At 66.9% G+C, this 25,550-nt stretch carries 23 protein-coding genes; 9 read left to right on the top strand and 14 right to left on the bottom strand.

Annotated elements, in window-relative coordinates:
* Positions 1 to 59 precede the first annotated feature (59 nt).
* The 3 genes from HZR81_RS03380 to HZR81_RS03370 form a co-directional block, all read right to left on the bottom strand.
* A complete protein-coding gene (locus tag HZR81_RS03380) occupies positions 60 to 650 on the bottom strand; it encodes a nucleotidyltransferase family protein (protein ID WP_500127381.1) in 591 nt (196 codons plus the stop codon).
* A gap of 7 nt (positions 651 to 657) precedes the next feature.
* Complete coding sequence (locus tag HZR81_RS03375; protein ID WP_011912112.1) at positions 658 to 1,632, bottom strand: XdhC family protein; 975 nt, start codon at positions 1,630 to 1,632, stop codon at positions 658 to 660.
* Positions 1,633 to 1,700: 68 nt separating this feature from the next.
* Complete coding sequence (locus HZR81_RS03370; protein ID WP_017245379.1) at positions 1,701 to 2,264, bottom strand: DJ-1 family glyoxalase III; 564 nt, start codon at positions 2,262 to 2,264, stop codon at positions 1,701 to 1,703.
* A gap of 130 nt (positions 2,265 to 2,394) precedes the next feature.
* Here HZR81_RS03370 and HZR81_RS03365 point away from each other — a divergent pair, with 130 nt between their 5' ends.
* The 3 genes from HZR81_RS03365 (at position 2,395) to HZR81_RS03355 (ending at position 6,339) form a co-directional block, all read left to right on the top strand.
* Positions 2,395 to 3,690 carry an NCS2 family permease gene (locus tag HZR81_RS03365; RefSeq protein WP_500127334.1) on the top strand — a complete coding sequence of 432 codons (1,296 nt, stop codon included), beginning with the start codon at positions 2,395 to 2,397 and terminating at the stop codon, positions 3,688 to 3,690.
* A gap of 93 nt (positions 3,691 to 3,783) precedes the next feature.
* Complete coding sequence (gene trmA, locus HZR81_RS03360; RefSeq protein WP_500127333.1) at positions 3,784 to 4,872, top strand: tRNA (uridine(54)-C5)-methyltransferase TrmA; 1,089 nt, start codon at positions 3,784 to 3,786, stop codon at positions 4,870 to 4,872.
* 72 nt (positions 4,873 to 4,944) lie between these two features.
* Positions 4,945 to 6,339 carry an MBL fold metallo-hydrolase gene (locus HZR81_RS03355; RefSeq protein ID WP_500127332.1) on the top strand — a complete coding sequence of 465 codons (1,395 nt, stop codon included), beginning with the start codon at positions 4,945 to 4,947 and terminating at the stop codon, positions 6,337 to 6,339.
* A 143-nt stretch (positions 6,340 to 6,482) separates the two neighbouring features.
* Here HZR81_RS03355 and HZR81_RS03350 read toward each other — a convergent pair whose 3' ends face one another.
* Complete coding sequence (locus HZR81_RS03350; protein ID WP_500127331.1) at positions 6,483 to 8,042, bottom strand: 2Fe-2S iron-sulfur cluster-binding protein; 1,560 nt, start codon at positions 8,040 to 8,042, stop codon at positions 6,483 to 6,485.
* A 140-nt stretch (positions 8,043 to 8,182) separates the two neighbouring features.
* On the opposite strand from HZR81_RS03350, the gene HZR81_RS03345 reads away from it, so the two are divergent.
* The 6 genes from HZR81_RS03345 (at position 8,183) to HZR81_RS03320 (ending at position 11,291) form a co-directional block, all read left to right on the top strand.
* Entirely contained in the window at positions 8,183 to 8,587 is a 405-nt protein-coding gene (locus HZR81_RS03345; RefSeq protein ID WP_500127330.1) for a DUF1924 domain-containing protein, read from the top strand.
* Positions 8,588 to 8,597: 10 nt separating this feature from the next.
* Positions 8,598 to 9,122: a hypothetical protein gene (locus HZR81_RS03340; RefSeq protein ID WP_500127329.1), complete on the top strand. Its 525-nt coding sequence runs from the start codon at positions 8,598 to 8,600 to the stop codon at positions 9,120 to 9,122.
* 151 nt (positions 9,123 to 9,273) lie between these two features.
* Entirely contained in the window at positions 9,274 to 9,834 is a 561-nt protein-coding gene (locus tag HZR81_RS03335) for an RNA polymerase sigma factor (protein ID WP_064482713.1), read from the top strand.
* Complete coding sequence (locus HZR81_RS03330; RefSeq protein ID WP_500127328.1) at positions 9,827 to 10,255, top strand: anti-sigma factor family protein; 429 nt, start codon at positions 9,827 to 9,829, stop codon at positions 10,253 to 10,255. Before HZR81_RS03335 ends, HZR81_RS03330 begins: the two co-directional genes overlap by 8 nt.
* Positions 10,252 to 10,716: a periplasmic heavy metal sensor gene (locus HZR81_RS03325; RefSeq protein WP_278447273.1), complete on the top strand. Its 465-nt coding sequence runs from the start codon at positions 10,252 to 10,254 to the stop codon at positions 10,714 to 10,716. Before HZR81_RS03330 ends, HZR81_RS03325 begins: the two co-directional genes overlap by 4 nt.
* A gap of 92 nt (positions 10,717 to 10,808) precedes the next feature.
* Positions 10,809 to 11,291, top strand: coding sequence for a hypothetical protein (locus HZR81_RS03320; RefSeq protein ID WP_500127327.1), 483 nt, complete (start codon positions 10,809 to 10,811; stop codon positions 11,289 to 11,291).
* Positions 11,292 to 11,304: 13 nt separating this feature from the next.
* On the opposite strand, the gene HZR81_RS03315 is transcribed toward HZR81_RS03320, so the two are convergent.
* The 10 genes from HZR81_RS03315 to HZR81_RS03270 form a co-directional block, all read right to left on the bottom strand.
* Positions 11,305 to 13,443: an LTA synthase family protein gene (locus tag HZR81_RS03315; protein ID WP_500127326.1), complete on the bottom strand. Its 2,139-nt coding sequence runs from the start codon at positions 13,441 to 13,443 to the stop codon at positions 11,305 to 11,307.
* A 28-nt stretch (positions 13,444 to 13,471) separates the two neighbouring features.
* A complete protein-coding gene (locus HZR81_RS03310; protein ID WP_063544212.1) occupies positions 13,472 to 13,879 on the bottom strand; it encodes a diacylglycerol kinase in 408 nt (135 codons plus the stop codon).
* Positions 13,880 to 14,390: 511 nt separating this feature from the next.
* The gene (locus HZR81_RS03305) at positions 14,391 to 15,623 is read right to left on the bottom strand and encodes a molybdopterin molybdotransferase MoeA (protein ID WP_500127325.1); all 1,233 of its coding nucleotides are present in this window, start codon (positions 15,621 to 15,623) and stop codon (positions 14,391 to 14,393) included.
* Complete coding sequence (moaB, locus tag HZR81_RS03300) at positions 15,620 to 16,165, bottom strand: molybdenum cofactor biosynthesis protein B (RefSeq protein WP_020306607.1); 546 nt, start codon at positions 16,163 to 16,165, stop codon at positions 15,620 to 15,622. The genes HZR81_RS03305 and moaB overlap by 4 nt, the downstream gene beginning before the upstream one ends.
* 240 nt (positions 16,166 to 16,405) lie before the next feature.
* Positions 16,406 to 17,395 (bottom strand): GTP 3',8-cyclase MoaA, encoded by a 990-nt coding sequence (moaA, locus tag HZR81_RS03295; RefSeq protein ID WP_500127324.1) that lies wholly within the window; start codon positions 17,393 to 17,395, stop codon positions 16,406 to 16,408.
* A gap of 109 nt (positions 17,396 to 17,504) precedes the next feature.
* Entirely contained in the window at positions 17,505 to 18,461 is a 957-nt protein-coding gene (locus HZR81_RS03290; protein ID WP_500127323.1) for a peptidylprolyl isomerase, read from the bottom strand.
* 80 nt (positions 18,462 to 18,541) lie between these two features.
* The gene (gene narI / locus HZR81_RS03285) at positions 18,542 to 19,333 is read right to left on the bottom strand and encodes a respiratory nitrate reductase subunit gamma (RefSeq protein ID WP_013981800.1); all 792 of its coding nucleotides are present in this window, start codon (positions 19,331 to 19,333) and stop codon (positions 18,542 to 18,544) included.
* On the bottom strand, positions 19,326 to 20,081 hold the full coding sequence (gene narJ, locus HZR81_RS03280) for a nitrate reductase molybdenum cofactor assembly chaperone (RefSeq protein WP_230485565.1): 756 nt from the start codon (positions 20,079 to 20,081) through the stop codon (positions 19,326 to 19,328). The genes narI and narJ overlap by 8 nt, the downstream gene beginning before the upstream one ends.
* 3 nt (positions 20,082 to 20,084) lie before the next feature.
* Entirely contained in the window at positions 20,085 to 21,623 is a 1,539-nt protein-coding gene (narH, locus tag HZR81_RS03275) for a nitrate reductase subunit beta (protein ID WP_500127322.1), read from the bottom strand.
* 100 nt (positions 21,624 to 21,723) lie between these two features.
* The gene (locus HZR81_RS03270) at positions 21,724 to 25,479 is read right to left on the bottom strand and encodes a nitrate reductase subunit alpha (RefSeq protein WP_500127321.1); all 3,756 of its coding nucleotides are present in this window, start codon (positions 25,477 to 25,479) and stop codon (positions 21,724 to 21,726) included.
* Positions 25,480 to 25,550: the final 71 nt, after the last annotated feature.

Here is a 25,550-nt window from a genome sequence, read left to right as displayed (position 1 = left end):
GCCGAAATCGTTCAGCTCCCTGAGCAGGGGCCGGAGCATCGCCGTGCAGGCTTATCGGATCAGCACCGCCGGCGATCGTCCGGGTGGTCGATGTCCTGCAACACGCCGGGGTCGTCCACCTCCAGCTGCTGCACGGCATGCCGGGCGAACAGCGCCTGGGCACCGCGATCGCCATCGAGCTGCAGCAACCGTTCGCGATAAGCGCCACCAATCCCGCGCGGATGGCCGGGCCGCCCCTGATGGACAGGCACCACCAGATTGTCGTGGTCGATCGCCGCGACGATGGCCCGCAGGGTCGCTGGCTGCACATAGGGCATGTCGCCCAGCGCCACCAGCCAGCCGCCGGCCGCCGGTGCATGGGCGACCGCCTGCGCCAGGCTATGACCGAGGCCACGGGTCTCCACCAGCAGCCGCTCGCAGTCCCCGGCATGGGCGGCAAGCCAGTCGTGCAGCGGACCATTGTCGGCGCGACTCACCACCAGCAGCCGCTCGGCGACGCCGCGCAGGTTCGCCAGCGTGGCGGCGAGCACCGGCGGCGCCGGCGCATCGCTGAGGCTCGGCGCCAGCAGCTTGTCTGCCCCGCCTATGGCGCGGTAGCGGCTGCCCTGCCCGGCGGCGAGCACGATGGCGCAGACACCGGCACCAGGCACCCTGCGCTCAGGCACAGCGCTGCTGCGCCGACAGGCTCGGCGCCAGGGCGCCATTCTTCAGCGCCACCACCTCGGCCATCAGCGACAGGGCAATTTCCGCCGGCGTGCGGCTGCCGATGGGCAGCCCGATGGGGCCGTGCAGGCGCTGCACCTGGCGCTCGCCAAGACCCAGCGAGAGCAGGCGCGCCTTGCGCTTCTCGCTATTGACCCGCGAGCCCAGGGCGCCGACGTAGAAGGCTTCGGACTGCAGCGCGGTGAGCAGCGCCATGTCGTCCAGCCGCGGGTCGTGGGTCAGCGCGACGATGGCGGTGTGCGCATCCGGCTCGATGGCCAGCACGGCGTCGTCCGGCATGCCGGGCACGAAGCGCACGGCGGCCGGATTCCAGTCGTGGGCATAGCCTTCGCGTGGGTCACAGATCAGCACCTCGAAGCCGAGGCCGTGAGCCAGGTCGGCGACATAGCGCGACAGCTGCCCGGCGCCGATCATCAGCAGGCGCCAGGCCGGACCGAATGGCGCGCGCAGGGTATGCCCGTCGAACTGCAGCACAGCCTCACGCCCGGCGGGCTGCAGGACGACCGCGCCGCTGGCCATGTCCAGCCGACGCAGCAGCCGCTCGTGTGCGGCACAGCGCGACAGCAGCTCGTCGATCCAGCCGGCATCGCGCAATGGCTCCTGCAGCAGGCGCAGGGTGCCACCGCAGGGCAGGCCGAAACGCGCGGATTCTTCCTTGCTCACGCCATAGGTGATCAGCTGGCAGGTCGACGGTGGCTCATCGGCCATGACCCGGGCGAGCAGGTCGTCCTCGACGCAGCCACCGGACACCGAGCCCTCGACACGGCCGTCGCCGCGCAGCGCCAGCAGCGAGCCCACCGGGCGCGGCGCGCTGCCCCAGGTTTCGATCACCGTGTAGAGCACCACCGCGTGACCGTCACGCAACCAGTCGCGGGCACGCCGCAGCACTGCCAGATCGACACTGTCCATCGTTCTCCTCGAATTCACCGTTTGCACCGGCTGGCCGGCATGCAAGCAGTGACCGATGGGCTATGTGGTTAGTTCGTCGCCGGCACCAGCATGGCGTCGGCCACCTCGCGCCGCTTGCCCCGTCCGGCCAGGCGCTCCACCAGGGTCAGGGCGAATTCCAGGGCGGTCGCCGGGCCCTGGCTGGTGATGCAGTTGCCGTCCACCACCACCGGCTGGTCGAGGAAATGCGTGCCGGTGAGGTTGTCGCTCATGCCTGGGTAGCAGGTCACCTGGCGGCCCTTGAGCACGCCGTAGGGGTGCAGCGCCACCGCCGGCGCGGCGCAGATCGCCGCGTAGTCCAGTCCGGCGCGGGCCTGCTGGCGTACGCGCTCGGCCAGTGGCTCCAGCTCGCCGAGGGTCTTCGCGCCGGGCATGCCGCCGGGCAGCACGATGAGGTCGAAATCCTGCGCCAGCACGTCGAGCAGCATGGTGTCGGCAGTGATCCGGGTGCCGCGCGCACAGGTCAGCATGCGCCGTTCCTCGACGCTGGCCACCACCACGTCGAACTCGGCACGGCGCAGCACGTCGATCAGGGTGACGGCCTCCAGGTCTTCGGAACCGTCGGCGATCGGAATCAGGACACGTTTGCTCATGGCGTTCACCTGCTCAATGGAAATTCAACCGCGCTGCCGGCCGGTGTAAGATGCCCGGCTTTTGCGACGACAGGCCAGCCGCCCGCCAGAGGCGACGGCCCCACACTTAACCGGCACAAGAGGATCGACCATGCTGGAAAAGCTGTTTCAACTCAAGGCGCACAACACCACGCTGCGCACCGAGATCCTGGCCGGCATCACCACCTTCCTGACGATGGCCTACATCCTCTTCGTCAACCCGAGCATCCTCGCCGAGACCGGCATGGACCACGGCGCGGTGTTCGTCGCCACCTGCCTGGCGGCAGCCATCGGCTCGGCGATCATGGGTCTGGTCGCCAACTACCCGATCGCGCTGGCACCGGGCATGGGCCTGAATGCCTTCTTCACCTACACCGTGGTGCTGACCATGGGTTACACCTGGCAGACCGCGCTGGGTGCGGTGTTCCTTTCCGGCCTGATCTTCTTCGGGCTGTCGATCTTCAAGATCCGTGAATGGATCATCCACAGCATTCCGCTGGCCCTGCGCGCCGGCATTGCCGCGGGTATCGGCCTGTTCCTGGCGATCATCGCCCTGAAGAATGCCGGCATCGTCGTCGACAACCCGGCCACCCTGGTCGGCCTCGGCGACCTCAGCGCCGGCGGCCCGCGGCTGGCGTGCCTGGGCTTCTTTCTGATCGCCGCGCTGGCCTACCGCAAGGTCACCGGTGCGGTGATGATCGGCATCCTGGTGGTCACCGGCCTGTCGATCCTGCTCGGCCTGTCGCAGCTCAACGGCGTGGTGTCTATGCCGCCGTCGCTGGCGCCGACCTTCATGCAGCTGGACATCATGGGGGCGCTGGATATCGGCCTGATCAGCGTGATCTTCGCCTTCCTCTTCGTCGACCTGTTCGACACTTCCGGCACCCTGATCGGCGTGGCGCAGAAAGCCGAGCTGCTGGACAAGGACGGCAAGATGCCGCGCCTGGGCCGCGCCCTGCTCGCCGACAGCACCGCCACCATGGCCGGCGCGGCGCTGGGCACCTCGACCACCACCAGCTACATCGAATCCGCCGCCGGTACCGCTGCCGGTGGCCGCACCGGCCTGACCGCCTGCGTGGTCGCCCTGCTGTTCCTGCTCAGCCTGTTCTTCGCCCCGCTGGCCGGTGCCGTGCCGGCCTACGCCACCGCCCCGGCGCTGCTGTTCGTCGCCGTACTGATGATGAGCAGCCTGGCCGGCATCGACTGGGACGACCTCACCGTCGCCGCGCCGGTGGCCATCGCCGCGCTGGCCATGCCGCTGACCTTCTCCATCGCCAACGGCATCGCCTTCGGCTTCATCGCCTGGACCGCCATCAAGCTGCTGGCCGGCCGCTGGCGCGAGCTGAGCCCGGCGATGTGGGTGCTCTCGGCACTGTTCGTGGTCAAGCTGGGCTGGTTTACCGGCTGACCAGACCGTACACGTTCGCGGCCGCTCCCCCACTGTCCGCCCGGAAGTGGGCTTGGCCGCGAAGCTCCTGAAACCTCTGCACGAAGCCCTGCCATGCCGCTGCCCCACCTCGACCCCGCCCAATACGACGCCCAACTCGCCGAAAAAGCCGCCCGGCTGGAGGAGCTGCTGGCACCGTTCGATGCACCGGCAGCAGAAGTCTTCGATTCGCCGCGCGAGCATTACCGCCTGCGTGCCGAGTTCCGCCTGTGGCGCGAAGACGGCCAGCGCCATTACGCAATGTTCGAGCAGGGCGACAAGCACAAGGCGATCCTGATCGACGACTTCCCCATCGCCAGCCGCCGCATCAACGAGCTGATGCCGCAACTGAAGGCCGCCTGGCAGGCCTCGGAAGTACTCAGCTTCAAACTGTTCCAGGTGGAATTTCTCACCACCCTGAGCGGCGATGCGCTGATCACCCTCGCCTACCACCGCCCATTGGACGAGGCCTGGCAGGCCGAAGCCGAGCAGCTCGCCGCAGACCTCGGCGTCAGCCTGGTCGGCCGTTCCAAGGGCAAGCGCATCGTCATCGGCCGCGATTACGTGGAAGAACAGCTAACGGTCGCCGGACGCCGCTTCCGCTATCGCCAGCCGGAAGGCGCCTTCACCCAGCCCAACGGCGAGGTCTGCCAGAAGATGCTGAACTGGGCCTTTGAAGCGCTCGGCGAGCGCGACGACGACCTGCTGGAGCTGTACTGCGGCAACGGCAACTTCACCCTGCCGCTGGCCACCCGCGTGCGCCGCGTGCTGGCCACGGAGATCAGCAAGACTTCGGTCAACGCCGCGCTGGCCAACATCGCCGACAACGGCATCGACAACATCGAGCTGGTGCGTCTTTCCGCCGAGGAGCTGACCCAGGCGCTGAAAGAGGTGCGCCCGTTCCGCCGCCTGGCCCATATCGACCTGAAGAGCTACGACTTCGGCAGCATCTTTGTCGACCCACCGCGCGCCGGCATGGACCCGGACACGTGCGAACTGGCCCGTCGCTTCGAGCGCATCCTCTACATCTCATGCAACCCGGAAACCCTGGCGCAGAACATCGCCCAGCTCGCCGACACCCATCGCATCGAGCGCTGTGCGCTGTTCGACCAGTTCCCATACACCCACCATATGGAATCCGGGGTTCTGCTGGTCCGCCGGTGATCGGCGAGTGAACGTCGGCAACCCGTCGACGTTCCACATCCGTAACCATTCAGCCGTTACGGAGGTGCAACCATGCTGGTGTTCGAGCCGATCTATACCGATGGCCTGGCGCAGATCTCCTACCTGGTGGGCGACAGCAAGGCCGCCGTCGCCGCGGTGATCGACCCGCGGCGCGACGTCGATATCTACCTCGACCTGGCCCGCGAAAAAGGCCTGCGCATCGCCTACGCCATCGAAACCCACATCCATGCCGACTTCGTCTCCGGTGCCCAGGCGCTGGCCGAACGCAGCGGCGCAGAGATCATCGGCGGCTGCTCAGCGGACTACGGTTTCGAGCTGCGCCAGGCTGCCGATGGCGAGGTGCTGGAGCTCGGCCAGGTCAGCCTGGAAATCATCTACTCGCCCGGTCACACGCCGGAACACATCTCCCTGCTGCTGCGCGACAGCCAGCAGGGCAAACAGCCGTTCGCTCTCTTCACCGGCGACACCCTGTTCAACCTCGACGTCGGCCGGCCGGACCTGCTCGGCGAAGACAGCACCAAACAGCTGGCCGCACAGCTCTATGCCACCCTCTTCACCCGCTACCTGCCATTGGGCGAGCGCGTCGAGATCTATCCCTGCCACGGCGCGGGTTCGGCCTGCGGCAAATCCATCGGTGATCGCCGACGCTCCACGCTCGGCAACGAGCTGTTGTTCAACCCGGCGCTCAACCAGCGGCGCAGCGAAAGCGAATTCGTCGACTGGCTGCTGACCGGGATGCCCGAACCACCACGCCACTATGCGCGACTCAAGCGCTACAACGTGCGGCCGGCCACGCGCATCCATGGGCCGGCGCTGCCGCCGCCACTGTCACCGGAGCGCTTCGCCGAGCGCATCGCCGACAAGGAAGCGGTGCAGCTGGTGGACTTGCGTTCGATACTCGCCTTTGGCGGCGGCCATGTGGATGGCGCACTGAACATCGCGTTGCGAAACGAGTTCGTCAGCTGGGCCGGCTGGATGCTCGACGACCAGCGACCGATCTACCTGATCGGCGAAGACAGTCACGAAATCCACCAGGCGACGCTGCAGCTGTACCGCATCGGCCTCGACCACGTGGCGGGTTACCTGCGCAACGGCATGAGCGACTGGCAGAACGCCGGCCTGCCACTGGAGTGCGTCGGCGAATGGACGGTGCACGAGCTCGATCGTCGCCGCGACGATCCCCAGGTACAGGTACTCGACGTGCGTGCCCCCGAGGAGGTCGAGCAAGGGCGCGTGCCCGGCGCCCGCCACGCCTTCGTCGCCCATCTGCCCGAAGGACTGGAGCAACTGGACAAGGACAGGACCGTGGCGACCTATTGCGGCAGCGGCTACCGCGCATCGATTGCCGCCAGCATCCTCAAGCGCGAGGGTTTCCGCGACGTGGTAAACGTGCCCGGCTCGTGGCTCGCCTGGCAGAAGCACGATCTGCCGGTGGCGGAGCGCTAAGCCCGCCGCGGGGTAACCCGCCAAGGGTGGAAAACGGCCGACGGCCTTTTCGACTGCCCGGGCGCTTCCGCCCGCCGGATAAAGGCTATGCCGTTATCCGGCGGACGCTGCGTCAAATCATGCAAACCAGGGCCTTTTGCATCTCAGTACTCCACCTGCAATTCGGCGCTGCGCGGTTCGGCCTGGCAGGCCAGCGTCCAGCCCTGGCGCACCTCGCTTTCGCTCAGCACCTGATTGCTGCGCATGCTCACGCTGCCCTCCACCACCCGGCACTTGCAGGCGGCGCAGACACCCGAGCGGCAGGCGCTCGGTGGTTGCAGGCCGGCGTGCTCCATAGCCTCCAGCAGCACCTCTCCACGCGGCACGTCCAATTCGTGACGGCGACCGTCGAGCGCGACCCGCAGGCGACTGCGGCGCCCGCCCGGTGCGACCGTCGGCACTGCGGCGGCAAAGCGCTCCAGATGGATGCGCGAGGCATCCACACCCAGCTCGACCAGCGCGGCGCTGGCGGCATCCATGAACGGTTGCGGTCCGCAGACAAAGGCGTCGGCGGCAGACCAGCCGGCAATCCTCTCGGCGATCGCCCGACCGCTCGGCACGCCCTGCTCCGCATCAAGCCAGATGCGCAGCTGCAGGCGCTCGGGGTAACGCACGGCCAACTCGGCCAGTTCCTCGGCAAAGATCAGGGAGGCTGCATCGCGGCTGGCGTAGAACAGGCATACCCGCCCACTGCCCTCGACCAGCGCGGCCTGCAGGATCGCCATCAGCGGCGTGATGCCAATGCCGGCGCCAAGCAGCAGCAGATCGTCATCCAGGTTGCGCGGCACGAATACACCGGCCGGCGGCAGCGCCTCGATGCAGTCGCCCGCCTGCAGGTTGTCCAGCAGCCAGTTCGACGCCCGGCCGCCGGGCACCCGCTTGATGGTGATGCGCAGCGCACCATCCGCCTGCGGCCGCTGCGACAGCGAGTAGCAGCGCAGCAGCACCGGCTCGGCACCAGGCACCTTCAGCGTGAGGAACTGCCCCGGCTGCGCGACAAAGCGTGCGCGCTGGGCGGCCGGGACCTGCAGGATGAATGAGCAGCTGTCGGCGGTTTCGGCCTGGCGTGAGGCGATGCGCAGCCGGGTGAACTCCCCTGAGACGGGAGCAGGTGCGGGTGCAGTTAATGTCGTGCTCGGGCTCCGAGCCGGTCCTGCCGAGGACGTGCCACGCAGCATCGGCCACACCATCTTGCGGCGAAACAGCAGCACGTAGCCGACATGCAGGCCGATCAGCCACAGCCCCAGGTTGGCGAAGAACTCGTGCACCTCGTCGGCGTCGCCCATCCAGCCAACAAAGTCGATGTCGCTGGCGGCGCCGAACACGTCCGGCCCCACGCCCGGCAGCGTGGCCAGCACGTCGCCGTTATCGACCATGCCCAGTCCGACCAGGCTGTCGATGGCAAAACAGCCCAGCGCACCCACCGTCAGCCACTTGCCGATTGCCGACAGGCCGGGCTTGCGCCGCTGGCTCTTCGGCGGCAGCAGCTGCGGGAAGCCGCGCAGGCGCAGCGGCACGATCAGCACGCGCCACACCAACAGCGCTACCAGGCCGTAGCCCAGCCAGATATGCAGCGTCTCGGCGTCGTCACCGCTGAGGTAAACGCCAAGAAAGAAACCGGCCAGCAGCCAGTGGAACAAACGAAAGCGGTTGAAGGCAGCCACGGTGGCAATCCTCGATGAACGGAATACCTCCCTTGTATGCCCCTCAGCTGAAGCCAAGCTGAATGCCATCACCTGGCCAGATTCAGTTTGGCGTAAGGCGGCGCGCCTAGGCTGCGCTCATCCACCCCGGAGACCGCACCATGAAAGCCCACTGGATTGCCCTCGCCTGTTGCCTGAGCCTGCCGGCCCTGGCCGAAACCGAACACCCACTGCTGGCCGGCTACGCCACCCAGGCGCGCCAGGAGAATCCGAACTTCGCCGGTTTCTCCGCCGAGCGCGGCAAGGCGCTGTACTTCGCCGAGGAGCAGCGCAACGGCAAGACCATGAGCTGCACCACCTGCCACACCGCCGACCCGCGTCAGCCTGGCAAGACGCCGGCGCACCGCAAGGTCGATCCGCTCGCCCCGGCAGCCAACCCCAAGCGCTTCACCGACCTGAAGAAGGTCGAGAAATGGTTCCGCCGCAACTGCGACGACGTCTACGCCCGTGAATGCACCGCGCAGGAAAAGGGTGACTTCATCAGCTGGATCGACAGCATCAAGTAAGGAGCCTGCCATGAAGATTGCACCCCTCGCGGCCGTCGCCGGGCTGGGCCTGACCCTGGTACTGGCCGGCCTCAGCTTCGCCGATGACGACGACCATCGCGAGCGCAAGGGCTACAAGCGGCCCAAGCGCCTGGCGGTACCCAGCGACGCGCCGCTGGTGTGGAAGGAAGAATGCGCGGCCTGCCACATGCTCTATTCCCCCGGTCTGCTGCCTGCCGATGCCTGGCGCGAGCAGATGCGCACCCTGGGCGATCACTACGGCAGCAACGCGTCGCTGGACCCGGTGCAGGAAAAGGAAATCCTCGACTTCCTGGTCCGCGCCTCGGCCGCCAACCGCCTGCCGGTGGAGCCGTCACCCACCGCCGGCGAGCCGCCACGCATCAGCCAGACGCGCTGGTTCGAGCACAAGCACGACGAGGTCAGCGAAGCCAAGTTCGCCCGCGAGTCGGTCGGCGGCCGCTTCAACTGCGTGGCCTGCCATCGCGACGCAGAAAAAGGCGACTTCGACGAGGACCGGGTGAAGATTCCGCGCTGAGACAAAAATAGCCGGAACATTTTGCCAACCGTTGCGTTATATCCCTGCGGCAACCCGGCCGGCAGCGCACGGGCACCGGTAAAAACCGAGGCGTTGGTAACGCAGGCAGGTTTTAGCGGCGCCCTGCGCGGTCAGCCCAGACGAGCGCTTAATGAACGACAGCGAACAGGACCTCATCCAGCAGGCCGCGCGTGGTGATCGCCAGGCGTTCGGCACGCTGGTGCGCGTCCATCAGGCGCGGGTCTTCCACTTCCTCCGTCGCCTGCTCGGCAGCGCCGACGAGGCCGCGGACCTGACTCAGGAAACGTTCATCCGCGCCTTCCAGGCGCTCCCCAGGTGGCGCCCGGAAGCACGCTTGCAGACCTGGTTGCTGCAGATCGCACGCAATGCCGCGCTGGATGCGCTGCGCCAGCGGCAACGCCACGTCGACGTGGCGCCGGAGGAACTGGCCGAGCCGGTCGATCCGGCGCCATCGCCGCTGAGCCGGCTGCAGACCGGGCGCGATCTGGCATTGCTGGAACGCTTGCTGGCCCGCCTGCCCCACGAACAGCGCGAGATCCTGCTGCTGCGCGAAGTGGAGGGGCTGGCCTACGACGAACTGGCCGCCACGCTGCAGCTCAACGCCGGCACCGTCAAGTCGCGCCTGGCACGCGCCCGCGAGGCGCTGCTGCACGGCTATCGCCAGGCCAACGGAGGCACCCTCGATGACTGAGCATCTGGACATGGCGATCCTGTCCGCCTACCTCGACAACGAACTCGACGCAGCCGCACAGCGCCACGCCGACGCCCACCTGGCGGGTTGTCCGCAGTGTCGCGCCACCCTGGCCGAACTCGACGGGCTCGGCCAGGGCTTGCGTGCGCTGGCCTGCCCGGAGTTGCCGGCCGAGTTGCAGACGCGTCTGCAGCGGCCCTTCGCGCCGCCGCCGGTGCGCAGCGGGTGGGCCCGGCACTGGGCGCAGGGTATCGGCGCCGCGGCGTCGATCCTGCTCGGCCTGCTGCTCGGCTATGCCCTGCCCGGCCAGCCGCCGGGCAGCTCACCCAGCCACGACCTGCTCGCCGTCCTCGGCAGCGCGCCACCCGGCGCGCTCTGCGCGCGTCCCGAATTCTGCTATCTGAAGGTAAACCCGAAATGAGCAACACCACCCTGCGCAACGCCCTGGCCCTGTCCGTGCTGGTCAACGTCGGCGTGCTCGCCGGCCTCGGCTGGCAGAAACTCAGTCGCGATGGCCTGCCGATGCCCTCTGGCGCACCGACCGAGCTGTCGCGCGAGCTGCAACTGAGCGCCAGCCAGCTGCAGCGCTGGCACGATGCCGAGGCGCCGTTCCTGGCCTACCTGCGCGCCTCCAACGCCAGCCTCGGCGAACACCGCAACCGGCTGATCGAGGCGATTTTCGCCGAACAGGTGGACCGCACGGTGATCGACGCCGAGCAGGCGAAGATCGCCGAACTGCAGAACGAACAGCAGCGCCTGCTCATCGACCAGCTGCTGCAGGAGCGCGAGATCCTCGAACCGCAGCAGCGCGCGCGGCTCGTCCAGGTGCTCACGCAGCAGTCGTTCGGCGCCGACAACATCGAGCAATTGCACCGCAAATGACGGATTGCACGGCGCGATGGAACAAAACCGTCGCGCCTGCGTTAGAACATCAGGAGCCGCACTTCGCCGGCTCGCTCAATGGAGTTCTATCGATGATCCGCAAACCCCACGCTCTCGCCTTCGCCATCATCCTCGCCGGCACCCTCGGCCACGCCGGCGTCAGTCTCGCCGCCACCAGCCATGACCACGGCCACGGCGAAGGCGCGCCGGCGCTGCAACTCGATGCCGGCAAGCGCTGGTCCACCGATGCGCCGCTGCGCCAGGCGATGGGCACCATCAACGACGATATGCGCCAGGCGCTGCCGGCGATCCACGAGGACCGTCTGCCCGCCGCCCGCTACGGCGAACAGGCCGACACGGTGCGCGGCCAGGTCGCCTACATGGTGGAGAACTGCAAGCTGAGCGCCGAGGCCGACGCGCAGCTGCACCTGATCATCGCCCAGCTGCTCGCCGGTGCCGACGCCATGAGCGGCGCCCCGGCCGGTCAGCGCGACGGCGCAGTGACGGTGGTCGGCGCGCTGGGCGACTACGCCACTTACTTCGCCGACGACAGCTTCAAGCCGCTGGAACACTGATCGACCGCCGCGCTCAACCCTTGTCCGGCCGTGCCGGCGGGGCCGCTTTCACCGCGAGCGGCACCTCGGCGGCCACCGCTTCCGACTCGCCCTCGCCGCTGCGATCTCCGCTGGTGTTGGCCAGCAGACTGGCGGTGGCGACCTGCAGATAGGCCTGCAGCTGGCGCAGCATCGACGCCGCGTTGTCGGCATCCTCGATCCGCTGGGCGCTGGCATCGGCACCGAGGCGATAGCGGTACAGCCGCGGCGCGAGGTCCTTGGGCTGGACCAGGATCTGCTCGCCGCGAATCATCGCCACGGTCTGGTCGCTGCCCGAGGGCTTGATGATGCCGAAGCCGGGATCGCGCTCGTCCAGTGCCAGCAGGTCACGGCCCCAGCACTGATGGCGCACCTCGCCACCGAGGCGGCCCATGATGGTCGGCACCACGTCGACCTGGGTGCCGACCACTTCGCGACGGCTGCCGAACTGTTCGGTGACGCCGGGGGCCATCAGCAGCAGCGGCACATGGAAGCGGAACAGGTCCATCTCGGTGAGCTGCTCCGGCGCGCCGAAGCCATGGTCGCCAACCACCACGAACAGGGTGTCCTTGTACCAGGGTTGGCGCTTGGCCTGCTCGAAGAAGCGGCCCAGCGCCCAGTCGGAGTAGCGCATGGCGGTCAGGTGCGCATCCTGCGAGCCATGGCCGCTGACCGCCGGCACTGGCAGCGGGTCCGGTAGCGCGTATGGCGTGTGGTTGGACAGCGTCTGCAGCAATGCATAGAAGGGTTCGCCCGGTGCCAGGGCGCCGAGCTCCTGCACCGCGCGGTCGAACATGTCCTGATCGGAGACGCCCCAGGTCGGGTCGGCCACCACCGGGTCGATATAGTCGTTGCGGCCGACGAAGCGGGTCATGCCCTGGTTGCCGAAGAAGCCCAGCTGGTTGTCCCAGGCGAAATCGCCGTTGTAGACATAGACATCATTGAACGCCCGCGCACTGAGCAGCTGCGGCAGCCCGGAGAAGCGGTTGCCGCCTTCCGGTGACTGCATCAGGTACTCGAAGCCCGGCAGGTTGGGAAAACACGCCATGCTGGCGAACATGCCCTGGTGGGTGTGGGTGCCGTTGGCGAAGAAGCGCTCGAACAGCAGGCCCTCAGCGGCCAGGCGGTCGAAGTTGGGTGTGATGCCGTCGCGGCTGCCCAGCGCACCGACATAGCGCCCGGCAAAGCTCTCCATCAGGATCACCACCACGTTGCGCACCGGCAGGCGACCGGCCCCTGGCGCCCGGTAGTCGCGGCGCACGGCGGCCAGCTCCGGGTCGGCCAGCTGGTCGTTGCCGGTCAACAGCAGCTCGCGGGTCACCGCCAGGGCCTCGTCCTCAGGCAGCACAGCCTTCCAGGCATTGTCGCGATGATCGGAATAGCGGTTCTTCGCCGCCTCGTAGAGCGTCAGCGCCGGGTTCAGGCCGAGCTGGTTGATGAACACCGAATCGGTGGTGAAGGCGTCGCCCCAGCGCAGCGGCGGCCCCTGGCGCAGGGTGCCGCGAGCGGCGACCACGCTGATCAGCACCAGCGCGACCAGCGTCGCACCGTGCCAGTGCCAGCTCAGCTGCGTAGGTGCTGTCGATCGTTTGGTCAGCAGCCCAGCGCGTGGCCGGCAACGACGGTCGAGCCAACCGAACAGCAGCGACCAGATCAGGGTCAGCCCGCCCCAGACACTCAACAGGGTAAGCACCGGAAAGCCATGCCAGAGCATGCTCAGCACCGTCGCCGGGTCCTCGGCGAGGTACTGGAAGACCAGGCTGTTCAGGCGCTGGTGGAATTCCTGGTAGAAGTTCAGCTCGACCATGCCGAGGAGGATCACCAGGCTGGCGCAGGCAGCCAGCCAGAGCCGCTGCAGTCTGCGCGCGGCCATCGCGCGGCGACTCAGCACCGCCAGCGACAGCGGCACGCAGATGTAGACCAGCAGGCGCAGGTCAAAGCGCAAGCCGTTGCCGAAGCCTTCCAGCAGGGTGGCCGGCGAGGCATCGCCGAGCAGCTCGCGGTTGTACAGCAACAATGCCAGACGCAGCAGGGTGAACAGCATCAGCAGTGCGAGCGCGCTGCCGGCCATGAACAGCAGGTGGTGGCGCAGGTCGGGCTGGCCGGCCTGGGGGCGAGCGGTTCCATCGGTCATGGGAAATTCCTGGGCAACGGGAAGGGACTCAGAGCAGGATCACCGCCCAGACCAGGGCGATCAGCGTCATGGTCAGCAGCTGGGCCGCGCTACCCATGTCCTTGGCGCGCTTGGACAGCGGGTGCAGCTCCAGCGAAATGCGGTCGACGGTGGCCTCGATGGCCGAATTGAGCAGCTCGACGATGGGCGCCAGCAGCACCACGGCAATCAGCACGGCGCGCTCGACGCGGCTGACGTCGAGCAGAAACGCCAGCGGGATCAGCAGCAGGTTGAGCACCACCACCTGGCGGAACGCCGCCTCGCCGACATAGGCGGCCCGGAGGCCGGCGAACGAATAGCCGCCGGCGAGCCACAGCCGCGTCAGTCCGCTGCGCCCCTTGAGCGCTGCGCCATCGGCCACCGCGCGGTCACGCTCGGATGAGAGCTCAGATGACATCGCAGCGCACCTCACTGGAGGTGGGATGAGCGGCCTGCTGGTCGTGCCACTGTCGGGGCCATCCATCCGGGCGCCGGTGGAGAGCCTCCAGCGCACGCCGGTAGCCGGATCTGCTCGAGAACTCCAGCTGGGTGGAGCTTGATGTGGTCATGGCGAGCCATTCCGGTCGGTAACGGAACGCCAAACTAGCGAGACGCGAATCAACGCCTCGTCAAAAGAATGTGAAGAAAAAGTGAAAAGCAGATTGCCCCGCCGCCTCCGAAGGCGGGTGCCTTAGGCGGTAGGTACAGGCTCGCTGGCTTTACATGTACCGATATCGATCGGCGACGCGGCTATCAGGGATCACGGCAGGACCACGCTCCCCCGTGTTTTATCAGCGAAGTGAAAACGCTGTCGGGTAATCGCCACTGCACCAGCCCGCTGTCGATGCAACGCGCTCGCGGCGTCACGGAGCAGCACCCGGGCATGAGAACGCCCGGTCGACTCATCATCGACCGGGCGTTCGCATGTCTCAGCCGAGCAGTTCGCTGAACGACAGATACTGCACCAGCTCGCCTTCGGCGAGGGTGCGCCCGCATTCGACGATGGCCAGGCCATCCGCCCAGGTCGCCGAGGTCAGCATGGCCGAGCCCTGGCGTGGGAACAGACGCACCTCGAGCCGGCCATCGACCGCTTCGAGCCGCGCGCGCAGGAACTGCTGGCGCACGTTGGCCTTGCGCCAGGCGAAGCCGGCAGGCAGGCGCAGCGGCGTGATCTGCACCTGCGTGCAGCCCTGGGCGCGCAGCAGGAACGGTCGAGCCACCACCAGCGAGGTGACCAGCGCCGCCGCCGGGTTGCCAGGCAGGCCGATCCACGGCGTGCCGTTGACTTCGCCGAAGGCCAGCGGCTTGCCCGGCTGGATCGCCAGACGCCACAGGTGCAGCTCGCCCAATTCGCGAATCGCCTGCTTGAGGTGATCCTCCTCGCCCACCGAAACACCGCCCGAGGTGATGATCAGGTCGAAGCGGCTCGCCGCATCGGCCAGCGCGTCGCGGCTGGCGCCCAGATCGTCGATCAGGATCGGGTAGTCGTGCACTTCGCAGCCGAGGCTCTGCAACACGCCGAGCAGGCTGTAGCGGTTGGAGTTGTAGATCTGCCCGGCGTCCAGCGGCTCGCCCGGCTCGCGCAGTTCGTTGCCGCTGGACAGCAGCGCCACGCGCAGACGCCGGTACACCTTCACCCGCGCCACGCCGAAGGTCGCCAGCAGGCCGAGTTCCTGCGGGCGCAGACGCTTGCCGGCGTCGATCAGACGCTCGCCAGCCGCGGTTTCCTCACCCAGGCAGCGCACGTTGTCACCGGCGTTCACCGCCGGCAGCCAGATGCGATCGCCTTCGATACGGCAGTTTTCCTGCGCCACCACGGCGTCCGCGCCCGGCGGCAACGGCGCGCCAGTGAAAATGCGCACCGCATGCCCGGCCGGCAATTGCTGACTGGCGGCGTCGCCGGCGGCGATGCGTCCGGCCAGTGGCAGCGCACCGCCCTCGGCCGGCAGATCGGCGGCGCGCAGGGCGTAGCCGTCCATCGCGCTGTTGTCCCAGGGCGGCACCGGAAAGCTGGCATCCAGCGGCTCGGCGAGCACGCGACCGAGGGCATCGGGCAGCGCGACCTCTTCCACCGCGGGCGGCGCCGGCACCCGCGCCAGCAGCTCGGCGATGGCCTCGTCGACCGGCTTCAGCCCGCCGGTATCGCAGCCGCAGCCGCTCATGAGCGTGGCCCGCAGTTGTCCACCGCGGCCGCCTTCAGGTGCGGGACGAAGTTGCAGGGTTTGGTACGGCTGTCCAGCTGCTCGACGAGGATCTTGTTCCAGGCGGTGCGGCAGGCGTTGGTCGAGCCCGGCAGGCAGCAGACCAGCGTGCCGTTGCTCATCCCGGCCAGCGCGCGGGACTGCACGGTGGAGGTGCCGATCTCACTCAGCGACACATGACGGAACAGTTCGCCGAAGCCATCGACGTCCTTGTCCAAGAGCGGCTGTACGGCCTGCGGGGTGTTGTCGCGGGCGGTGAAGCCGGTGCCGCCGGTGATCAGCACCACCTGCACGTTTTCACTGGCGATCCAGCTGCACACCCGGGCGCGGATCTGCCAGATGTCGTCCTTGACGATGGCCCGTTCGGCCAGCGTATGGCCTGCGCTCTGCAGACCGTCGATCAGCGCCTGGCCGGAGGTGTCGGTGTCCAGGTTGCGGGTGTCGCTCACCGTGAGCACGGCGATGTTCAGAGGCTGGAATTCGGTGTTGGACAGGTGAGCCATGGCTCGAAACTCCCTTGAAGATGTGTGCGCAGGCTGCACCGGCGCCGCGGGCCAGCCCATTCCCCGTTGGAGGTAGGCGCGCGGCAGGCGGTGCCGGCAGGTCGACCAACGCGCATGGCGTTGGTCAGCGAGCGCTGCGACAAGCCCGACTGCAACGCAGCGGGGCATGGGTCAGACCGGCAGTGCCGGCCGATGGTAGCGAATAAAACGGTCGGCCCGCAGCCCGTTCGGCGCGGGCAGTCAACCGCCGCTGGCGCTCATGAAGCGCAATACCTGGACCTCGCCGCCGCTGGAGAATTCGTGGCGCAGCGGTTTGCGTTGCAGCGCGGCGTGAATGGCGTCGATCACCGGCTGGTCGCTGGTCGGGTGGCGGCGCAGCAGTGCGCGCAGGTCGATGGAATGCTCGTGGCCCAGGCACAGCAGCAGGCGACCTTCCACGGTCAGCCGCACGCGGTTGCAGGTGGCGCAGAAGTTGTGCGAATGCGGCGAGATGAAGCCGATGCGCGTCTGCGGGTGCTCCGGCAGGCGCACATAGCGCGCCGGCCCGCCGCTCTGCTCGGCCGAATCGATCAGCGCGTGACGCTCGGCGATCAGCGCCTTGACCTCGTCGCTGGAGCAGAAGCTCTCGCCGCGCGAACGGCCGACATCGCCCAGCGGCATTTCCTCGATGAAGCTCAAGTCCAGCCCGCCGGCGATGGCGAAGTCCACTAGGTCGGCGACTTCCTCTGCGTTGCGGCCCTTCATCACCACGGCATTGAGCTTGATCCGCTCGAAGCCGGAGGCGCGCGCCGCATCGATGCCGTCGAGCACCTGCTGCAGCTGGCCGGTGCGGGTAATGGCGTGGAATTTCTCGGCGTCCAGACTATCCAGACTGATGTTCAGCCGCTTGACCCCGGCCCGTGCCAGCGGTGCGGCGAGCCTGACCAGCTGCGAGCCGTTGGTGGTCATCACCAGTTCACGCAGACCGGGCAAGGCCGCGATGCGCTCGCAGAGACCGACGATGCCCTGGCGTACCAGCGGCTCGCCGCCGGTGAGGCGGATCTTCTTCACGCCCAGCCCGACGAAGATGCGCGCGATGCGCTCCAGCTCCTCCAGACCGAGCACCTGCTGGCGCGGCAGGAAGGTCATGTCCTCGGCCATGCAGTAGACGCAGCGGAAGTCGCAGCGGTCGGTGACCGACATGCGCAGGTAGTCGATCTGGCGGTTGTGGGCATCGCGTAGTTGAGTCATCGATAACACCTCTGAAGCCTCGTAGGGTGGATGACACTTTTTCATCCACCGTGGGCCCCGCGCGGTGGGTGGTGAAGCATCATCCACCCGACGCAGGGCCAAGCCGCCGTCATTGCATCAGTGGCGTTTCCGCGCCCTGCAGGTGGATGCCCTCGATGTTCGCCGCCCCCACCAGGTTCTGCAGGTACTGGCTGACGCCGATCTGCCAGACACGCTGGTTGAGTTCGGCGCGAATCGTGCCGGCGACGATCTCGTAGGGCAATTGCTCGCCCTCGATACGCTGGTCGACGAACACCAGGTGGTAGCCATAGCGGCTTTCCAGCGGCTGCTGGCAGAGACCGACCGGCAGACGGAACAGCTGGCGCTCGAACTCCGGCACAGTCTGGCCCTTGCTGATCTGCCCAAGCGCCCCGCCCTGCTCCTTGGACGGACAGGCCGAATGCTGCAACGCGAGTTCGGCGAAGCTTTGCGGCGCCGCCTGCAGTTGCTGCAACAGGCCCAGCGCCTGTTCACGCGCCAGGCTGCGCGCTTCGGCGTCATCCGCCGGACAGGCCAGCAGGATGTGCCGCGCGGCCAGCAGCGGCGCGCTGAAGAAGCGCTGACGGTTGCCGTTGTAGTACTGCTGACAGGCCGCCTCGTCGGCCAGCGGCAGCGGCACTTCCTGTTCGATCAGCGTGCGGGTGGCCGCTTCTTCCTCGCTTTCACCGGATTCAGCACGCACCACCAGGCCGAGTTCGGCGATGCGCTGCTGCAACAGCTCGCGCACCACCAGTGCCTGGGTCGCCAGAAAGACCGCCTCGTCGCGGCTCTCGGCGGGGTGATACTGCAATTCCTGGGCGATGGCCTGGGCCGCGATCGCCACCCCGTTGACCCGCACCCGCGGCCACTCCTGCTCGCTGCTGGCGATCAGCAGCGGCTCAGCGGATGCCTGCTCGGCAGCCGGCTCGCTGTCTTCCTCGTGCGGCAGCTCCTCGAACAGAGGGGCATCTGCCGGCACTTCGATTTCCGGACGGGCGCCGCCACCGCAGCCGCCACCACCCGTGCTTCCACCACATCCACAACCCATGATGATTACCTCGATAAGACGCTTGAAGCTTCGATCCGATCGGCCAGACCGGCTGACGCGTGGGCGTCAGCCGGCAAGGGTCATACCGGGCTCTTGCTCTTTGCCGTGGCAGGCACGGCGGACGGCACGGCAGTTTCGCGTACCGGTGCTTCGTAGGTGCGCGGGCGCTGCGGACGCGGCATGGCCGGCTTGACGCCCTTCTGCCGGACGATCTGGTAGCGCCGGCCCAGGTACCACACCGGCGCGCTGACGATGTGCACCAGACGGGTGAAGGGGAACAGCACGAACAGGGTCATGCCGAGGAACACGTGCAGCTTGTAGATGACGCTGACCGACTCGATGGCGCCTGCGGCCTTGACCGGCTGCAGGGTGACCAGGCTCTGTGCCCAGGTGCCCAGCAGCACCATCACCGAACCGTCCAGGTGGCCGGTGGAGGCGACGATGGTCAGCAGCCCCAGCACCAGCTGCGCCAGCAGCACGAACAGGATCATCACGTCGCTGGTGTTGGAGGTGGCCCGCACACGCGCATCGGTCAGACGGCGATGGATCAGCATCACCAGGCCGATCAGGCAGAGGATGCCGAAGAAGCCACCGGACACCATCGCCACGATCTGCTTTTGACCACTGGTGATGAAGTGGTGATACAGCGCCTCGGGCATCAGCAGGCCGACGAAGTGACCGGCCAGGATGAAGATGATGCCGACGTGGAACAGGTTGCTCGCCAGGCGCATGCGGTTGTTCGACAGCATCTGGCTCGAGCCGGCCTTCCAGCTGTACTGCGACAGGTCGAAGCGCGCCCAGCTGCCGATCAGGCAGATGGCCAGGGCGATGTAGGGGTAGACCCCGAACAGCAGGAAATTGAAGTTAGACATTGCGCACCTCCTGGGCGAGCGCGGCGGCCTGCCCGTCATGCTTGAAATCGGTCCAGTGCAGCGGCACCGGGCTTTCCTCGCGAGCCTTACCCGGCCCGCTCGGCATGGATGGGCAGCGATCCTGCTGCTCGGCCTGGAGGAAGTTGACCTGCTCCTCCTCCCAGATCTTGTCCAGCGCCTCCAGCGAGTCGTCGCGCTCTTCGGCGGCGACCTGCTCCTGCAGGCTGGCCAGGGTTTCCTGCACCGGCTCGCCGGCGATCTGCAGCAGTGCGCGGAAGCACGCGGCATGCGGGCTCTCGCGTTCCTGCAGACGCGCTGCCAGCAGGGCCAGCAGATGGGCGACATCGGCCAGCCCCTCGCGGGCCTCGAGGTCTTCGCGGGTGGCGAGGTACTCGAGGTACAGCGGGATGTAGTCCGGCAGCTCGCGCACACCGATGTCGAAACCGGCCTCGGTGTACTGCGCCATCAGGTCGACCATGGCTTGGCCGCGATCGCGGGACTCGCCATGCACGTGTTCGAACAGGAGCAGCGACAGCGCGCGGCCGCGGTCGAAGAGGTCGGTGTAGCGCTCCTGCACGTCCATCAGGTCGCCTTCGGTCAGCTCGTCGAGCAGGCGGCGCAGCGCGATGCGCTGCTCCGGGCTGATCTCGCGGGCCGAGCCGATGGCCTGGGCCAGTTCGGCATGGCCGTCGCGCAGGTGCTGGTCGGGGTAGTCCAGCAGCAGGGATATCACTTTAAGGATGCGCATGGCTCAGTCCTCCCACAGCTGGACGGTCTTGATGATGTCGCGGCGGTTGGCCTTCTTGGCACCGAACATGTTGGTGTCCGAGGCGCCCGAGCAGCCGCTGCCGAAACTGAAGCCGCAACCGGAGCGCTCGGCGAAGGCGTCGCTCATGGCCTCTTCGCGGTGCGCGGTCGGGATCACGTAGCGGTCCTCGTAGTTGGCGATGGCCAGGTAGCGGTACATGTCCTCCACCTGGGCCACCGACAGGCCGACGCTGTCCAGCACCTTGAGGTCCTGCACGCCATCGACCTGCTCGGCGCGCTTGTAGGCACGCATGGCGAGCATGCGCTTGAGCGCCAGCTTGACCGGTTCCTCGTCGCCTGCGGTGAGCAGGTTGGCCAGATAGCGCAGCGGGATGCGCAGGCTGTCGACGTCCGGCAGCACGCCGTCCATGCTGACGTGACCGGCGCTGGCGGCGTTCTGGATCGGCGACAGCGGCGGCACGTACCAGACCATCGGCAGCGTGCGGTATTCCGGGTGCAGCGGCAGGGCCAGCTTCCAGTCCACCGCCATCTTGTAGACCGGCGACTTCTGCGCGGCTTCGATCACCGACATCGGTACGCCGTCGTTGAGCGCCTGCTCGATGACCTTCGGGTCGAACGGATCGAGGAAGATCTCCAGCTGCTTGGCGTACAGGTCCTGCTCGTTGACGGTGCTGGCCACTTCATGGATGCGGTCGGCGTCGTACAGCAGCACGCCGAGGTAGCGGATGCGGCCCACGCAGGTCTCGGCACAGACGGTCGGCATGCCGGCCTCGATGCGCGGGAAGCAGAAGATGCACTTCTCGGATTTGCCGCTCTTCCAGTTGAAGTAGATCTTCTTGTACGGGCAGCCGCTGATGCACATCCGCCAGCCGCGGCACTTCTCCTGATCGATGAGGACGATGCCATCCTCCTCGCGCTTGTAGATCGCACCGCTCGGGCAGGACGCGGCGCAGGCCGGGTTCAGGCAGTGCTCGCACAGGCGCGGCAGGTACATCATGAAGGTGTTTTCGTACTGGCCGTAGATGTCGGCCTGCACCTTGTCGAAGTTCTTGTCCTTGCGGCGCTTGGCGAACTCGGTACCGAGAATCTCTTCCCAGTTCGGGCCCCACTCGATCTTCTCCATGCGCTGACCGGAGATCAGCGAGCGCGGACGCGCCACCGGCTGATGTTCGGAGATCGGCGCGGTGTGCAGGTTCTGGTAGTCGAAGTCGAACGGCTCGTAGTAGTCGTCGATCGTCGGCAGGTCCGGGTTGGCGAAGATGTTCGCCAGCACGCGGAACTTGCCGCCGATCTTCGGGTTGATGGTGCCGTCGCCGTTGCGCACCCAGCCGCCCTTCCACTTGTCCTGGTTTTCCCACTCCTTCGGGTAGCCGATGCCGGGCTTGGTCTCGACGTTGTTGAACCAGGCGTATTCCATGCCTTCGCGGCTGGTCCAGACGTTCTTGCAGGTGATCGAGCAGGTGTGGCAGCCGATGCACTTGTCCAGGTTCAGGACCATGCCTACTTGTGAACGAATTTTCATTGTGCGACCTCCACAACCGGCGCCTTGATCTTCAGAGCGGGCATGGTCCGGGGACCATGCGCTGCCACCTTGGGTGAACGAATCTTCATGGCCTTATTCCTCAGATATCTTGCGGCAGGGGTTGCGGCAGCTCATGCCCATTCGGGCCATCGAGCCAGTCGACCTTGTTCATCTTGCGCACCACGACGAACTCGTCACGGTTGCAACCCACGGTGCCGTAGTAGTTGAAGCCGTACGCCTGCTGGGCGTAGCCGCCGATCATGTGGGTGGGCTTGAGCACCACACGGGTCACCGAGTTGTGGTGGCCGCCGCGGGTCTTGGTGCTCTCGGCGCCCGGCACGTTCACGATGCGTTCCTGGGCGTGGTACATCATCACCATGCCTTCCATCACGCGCTGGCTGACCACCGCGCGGGCGGTCAGGGCGCCGTTGGCGTTGAAGCACTCGATCCAGTCGTTGTCCTCGATGCCGGCCTTCTTGGCGTCGACTTCGGACATCCACACGATCGGGCCGCCACGGCTCAAGGTGAGCATGATCAGGTTGTCCGAGTAGGTGCTGTGGATGCCCCACTTCTGGTGCGGGGTGATCCAGTTCAGGACGATCTCGGGGTTGCCGTTGCTCTTCTTGCCCTTCACGTAATCGACGGTGCGGGTGTTGATCGGCGGCCGGTAGCTCATCAGCTGCTCGCCGAAGGCCTGCATCCAGGGGTGATCCTGGAAGAACTGCTGGCGACCGGTGATGGTGCGCCACGGGATGTACTCGTGGACGTTGGTGTAGCCGGCGTTGTACGACACATGCTCGTCTTCCAGGCCTGACCAGGTCGGGCTGGAGATGATCTTGCGCGGCTGCGCCTGGATGTCACGGAAGCGGATCGCCTCGTGCTCCTTGGGCAGCGCCAGGTGGCTGTGGTCGCGGCCGGTGAATTCCGACAGCGCGGCCCAGGCCTTCACGGCAACGTGACCGTTGGTTTCCGGTGCCAGGCTGAGGATGACCTCGGCAGCATCGATGGCCGATTCGATCTGCGGACGCCCTTGGCTGACGCCCTCGTCGCGCACCTTGTAGTTCAGCTCGCCGAGGAAATCGACTTCATCCTGGGTGTTCCAGTTGATGCCCTTGCCGCCGTTGCCGAGCTTGTCGAGCAGCGGGCCGAGGGAGGTGAACTTCTTGTAGGTGGCCGGGTAGTCGCGCTCGACCACCGCCATGTTCGGGCAGTTCTTGCCCGGCTGCGGATCGACGCCAGCGGTCTTCCAGTCGGTACCGCCGAACGGCTGCGCCAGTTCGCCGGGGCTGTCGTGCAGGAGCGGCACGGTGACCAGGTCCTTCTCCACGCCCAGCTGACCTTCGGCCATCTTCGAGAACGCCTTGGCGATGCCTTTGTAGATCTCCCAGTCGGAACGGGCTTCCCAGGCCGGATCAATCGCTGCCGACAGCGGGTGGATGAAGGGGTGCATGTCCGAGGTGTTCATGTCGTCCTTCTCGTACCAGGTCGCGGTCGGCAGGACGATGTCGGAGTACACGCAGGTCGAGGACATGCGGAAGTCGAGGGTGGTGACCAGGTCGAGCTTGCCGATGGCGCCCTCGTCCTGCCATTCGGCCTCGGTCGGCTTGAAGCCGTCGCGCTTGCCGAGGTCCTCGTTCATCACGCCATTCTTGGTGCCCAGGAGGTATTTGAGCATGTACTCGTGGCCCTTGCCCGAAGAACCGAGCAGGTTGGAGCGCCAGACGAACATGTTGCGCGGGAAGTTATCCGGATTGTCCGGCTGTTCGCAGGCGAACTTCAGCGATCCGTCCTTCAGCGACTGGGTGACGTAGTCGACCGGCGACATGCCGGCCGCTTCGGCGTCACGGCAGATCTGCAGCGGGTTGCGGTTGAGCTGCGGTGCGCTCGGCAGCCAGCCGGCACGTTCGGCGCGGATGTTGTAGTCGAGCATGTGCTCGGGGAACTGCGACTTGTCGGCCAGCGGCGAGAGCACTTCGTGGATGCTCATCTTCTCGTGGCGCCACTGAGAGCTGTGGTTGTAGAAGAAGCTGGTGCCGTTCATCTGGCGCGGCGGACGGCTCCAGTCGAGGCCGAAGGCCAGCGGCAGCCAGCCGCACTGCGGACGCAGCTTCTCCTGACCCACGTAGTGCGCCCAGCCACCACCGGTCTGACCCACGCAACCGCACAACATCAGCATGTTGATCAGGCCGCGGTAGTTCATGTCCATGTGGTACCAGTGGTTCATCGCCGCACCGACGATGATCATGGACCGGCCATGGGTCTTGTCGGCGTTGTCGGCGAATTCACGGGCGATCTGGATGGCCTTCTCGCGGGACACGCCAGTGATGACTTCCTGCCAGGCCGGAGTGCCGGGCACGCTGGCGTCGTCGTAGCTGGAAGCGACGTTGCCGCCACCCAGACCACGGTCGATACCCAGGTTGGCAGCCATCAGGTCGAACACGGTGGCGACCTTGGTGGTGCTGCCGTCGGCCAGGGTGATGGTGCGGACCGGCACGCGGCGCAGCTGGATGCTTTCGCCTTCGGCGTGCTGGAAGTGCTCGTGGAGGATGCCGCCGAAGTACGGGAAGGCGACCTCGGCCGTCTCGCCGCCCTCGATCTGGGTCAGGGAGAGGTCGACATCACGACCTTCCTTGCCTTCGCGGGCCTCGATGTTCCACTTGCCCTTCTCGCCCCAGCGGTAACCGATCGAACCCAGCGGCGAAACCAGCTCGCCGGTGCTGCCGTCGACGGCGATGGTCTTCCACTCGGGGTTGTTTTCCTGGCCGAGGTTGTCAGCCAGGTCGGAGGCGCGCAGGAAGCGGTCGGCGATGTAGCTGCCGTCCTTCTCGTTCAGGCGCACCAGCACCGGCAGGTCGGTGTAGCGCTTGGCGTAGTCGCGGAAGTACTCGCTCGGCTTCTCCAGGTGGAATTCCTTGAAGATGACGTGGGCGAAGGCCTGGGCCAGCGCGGCGTCGGTGCCCTGCTTCGGATTGAGCCAGAGGTCGGTGAGCTTGGCGACTTCGGCGTAGTCCGGGGTGATGGCGACAGTCTTGGTGCCCTTGTAGCGGACCTCGGTGAAGAAGTGGGCGTCCGGCGTACGGGTCTGCGGGACGTTGGAGCCCCAGGCGATGATGTAGTTGGAGTTGTACCAGTCGGCCGATTCCGGCACGTCGGTCTGCTCGCCCCAGATCTGCGGCGAGGCCGGCGGCAGGTCGCAGTACCAGTCGTAGAAGGACAGGCACACGCCGCCGATCAGCGACAGGTAACGGCTACCGGCCGCGTAGGAAACCATGGACATGGCCGGGATCGGCGAGAAGCCGATGACGCGGTCCGGACCGTACTGCTTGACGGTGTAGACGTTGGCCGCAGCGATGATCTCGTTGACTTCGTCCCAGCTGGAGCGGATGAAGCCGCCCATGCCGCGCTTGCTCTTGTAGGACTCGGCCTTGGCCTTGTCCTCGACGATGCTGGCCCAGGCGTCCACCGGGGTCATGTTGCGCCGCGCTTCACGCCAGAGTTTCAGCAGTGGCTTGCGCACCTTGGGGTACTTCAGGCGGTTGGCGCTGTAGATGTACCAGCTGTAGCTGGCACCGCGCGGGCAGCCGCGCGGCTCGTGGTTGGGCAGGTCGTTGCGGGTGCGCGGGTAGTCGGTCTGCTGGGTTTCCCAGGTGATCAGGCCGTTCTTGACGTAGATCTTCCAGGAGCAGGAACCGGTGCAGTTCACGCCGTGGGTCGAGCGCACGATCTTGTCGTACTGCCAGCGCGAGCGGTAGACGTTCTCCCAGTCGCGGGATTCGATGCGGGTTTCGCCATGACCATCGGCGAACTCGCCTTGCTTCCTGTTGAAGAAGCGCAGTTGATCGAGCAAGTGGCTCATTGGTTTCTCTCCTCACTCCGGTTGCGAACCACTGGCCCGACCGGTCGGCTTATCAATCTCGGCTTGCGCCA

This window comes from Pseudomonas sp. LM13, from assembly GCF_041381355.1.
Lineage (GTDB): Bacteria > Pseudomonadota > Gammaproteobacteria > Pseudomonadales > Pseudomonadaceae > Stutzerimonas > Stutzerimonas frequens.
This window is presented reverse-complemented; position numbering and strand designations above follow the sequence as displayed.

Excerpts from the sequence above, each read along its gene's own strand:
- HZR81_RS03375 (WP_011912112.1), bottom strand. The coding sequence starts at position 1,632 with ATGGACAGTGTCGATCTGGCAGTGCTGCGGCGTGCCCGCGACTGGTTG.
- HZR81_RS03370 (WP_017245379.1), bottom strand. The coding sequence starts at position 2,264 with ATGAGCAAACGTGTCCTGATTCCGATCGCCGACGGTTCCGAAGACCTG.
- HZR81_RS03365 (WP_500127334.1), top strand. The coding sequence starts at position 2,395 with ATGCTGGAAAAGCTGTTTCAACTCAAGGCGCACAACACCACGCTGCGC.
- trmA (WP_500127333.1), top strand. The coding sequence starts at position 3,784 with ATGCCGCTGCCCCACCTCGACCCCGCCCAATACGACGCCCAACTCGCC.
- HZR81_RS03355 (WP_500127332.1), top strand. The coding sequence starts at position 4,945 with ATGCTGGTGTTCGAGCCGATCTATACCGATGGCCTGGCGCAGATCTCC.
- HZR81_RS03345 (WP_500127330.1), top strand. The coding sequence starts at position 8,183 with ATGAAAGCCCACTGGATTGCCCTCGCCTGTTGCCTGAGCCTGCCGGCC.
- HZR81_RS03340 (WP_500127329.1), top strand. The coding sequence starts at position 8,598 with ATGAAGATTGCACCCCTCGCGGCCGTCGCCGGGCTGGGCCTGACCCTG.
- HZR81_RS03335 (WP_064482713.1), top strand. The coding sequence starts at position 9,274 with ATGAACGACAGCGAACAGGACCTCATCCAGCAGGCCGCGCGTGGTGAT.
- HZR81_RS03330 (WP_500127328.1), top strand. The coding sequence starts at position 9,827 with ATGACTGAGCATCTGGACATGGCGATCCTGTCCGCCTACCTCGACAAC.
- HZR81_RS03325 (WP_278447273.1), top strand. The coding sequence starts at position 10,252 with ATGAGCAACACCACCCTGCGCAACGCCCTGGCCCTGTCCGTGCTGGTC.
- HZR81_RS03320 (WP_500127327.1), top strand. The coding sequence starts at position 10,809 with ATGATCCGCAAACCCCACGCTCTCGCCTTCGCCATCATCCTCGCCGGC.
- HZR81_RS03315 (WP_500127326.1), bottom strand. The coding sequence starts at position 13,443 with ATGACCGATGGAACCGCTCGCCCCCAGGCCGGCCAGCCCGACCTGCGC.
- HZR81_RS03310 (WP_063544212.1), bottom strand. The coding sequence starts at position 13,879 with ATGTCATCTGAGCTCTCATCCGAGCGTGACCGCGCGGTGGCCGATGGC.
- HZR81_RS03305 (WP_500127325.1), bottom strand. The coding sequence starts at position 15,623 with ATGAGCGGCTGCGGCTGCGATACCGGCGGGCTGAAGCCGGTCGACGAG.
- moaB (WP_020306607.1), bottom strand. The coding sequence starts at position 16,165 with ATGGCTCACCTGTCCAACACCGAATTCCAGCCTCTGAACATCGCCGTG.
- moaA (WP_500127324.1), bottom strand. The coding sequence starts at position 17,395 with ATGACTCAACTACGCGATGCCCACAACCGCCAGATCGACTACCTGCGC.
- HZR81_RS03290 (WP_500127323.1), bottom strand. The coding sequence starts at position 18,461 with ATGGGTTGTGGATGTGGTGGAAGCACGGGTGGTGGCGGCTGCGGTGGC.
- narI (WP_013981800.1), bottom strand. The coding sequence starts at position 19,333 with ATGTCTAACTTCAATTTCCTGCTGTTCGGGGTCTACCCCTACATCGCC.
- narJ (WP_230485565.1), bottom strand. The coding sequence starts at position 20,081 with ATGCGCATCCTTAAAGTGATATCCCTGCTGCTGGACTACCCCGACCAG.
- narH (WP_500127322.1), bottom strand. The coding sequence starts at position 21,623 with ATGAAAATTCGTTCACAAGTAGGCATGGTCCTGAACCTGGACAAGTGC.
- HZR81_RS03270 (WP_500127321.1), bottom strand. The coding sequence starts at position 25,479 with ATGAGCCACTTGCTCGATCAACTGCGCTTCTTCAACAGGAAGCAAGGC.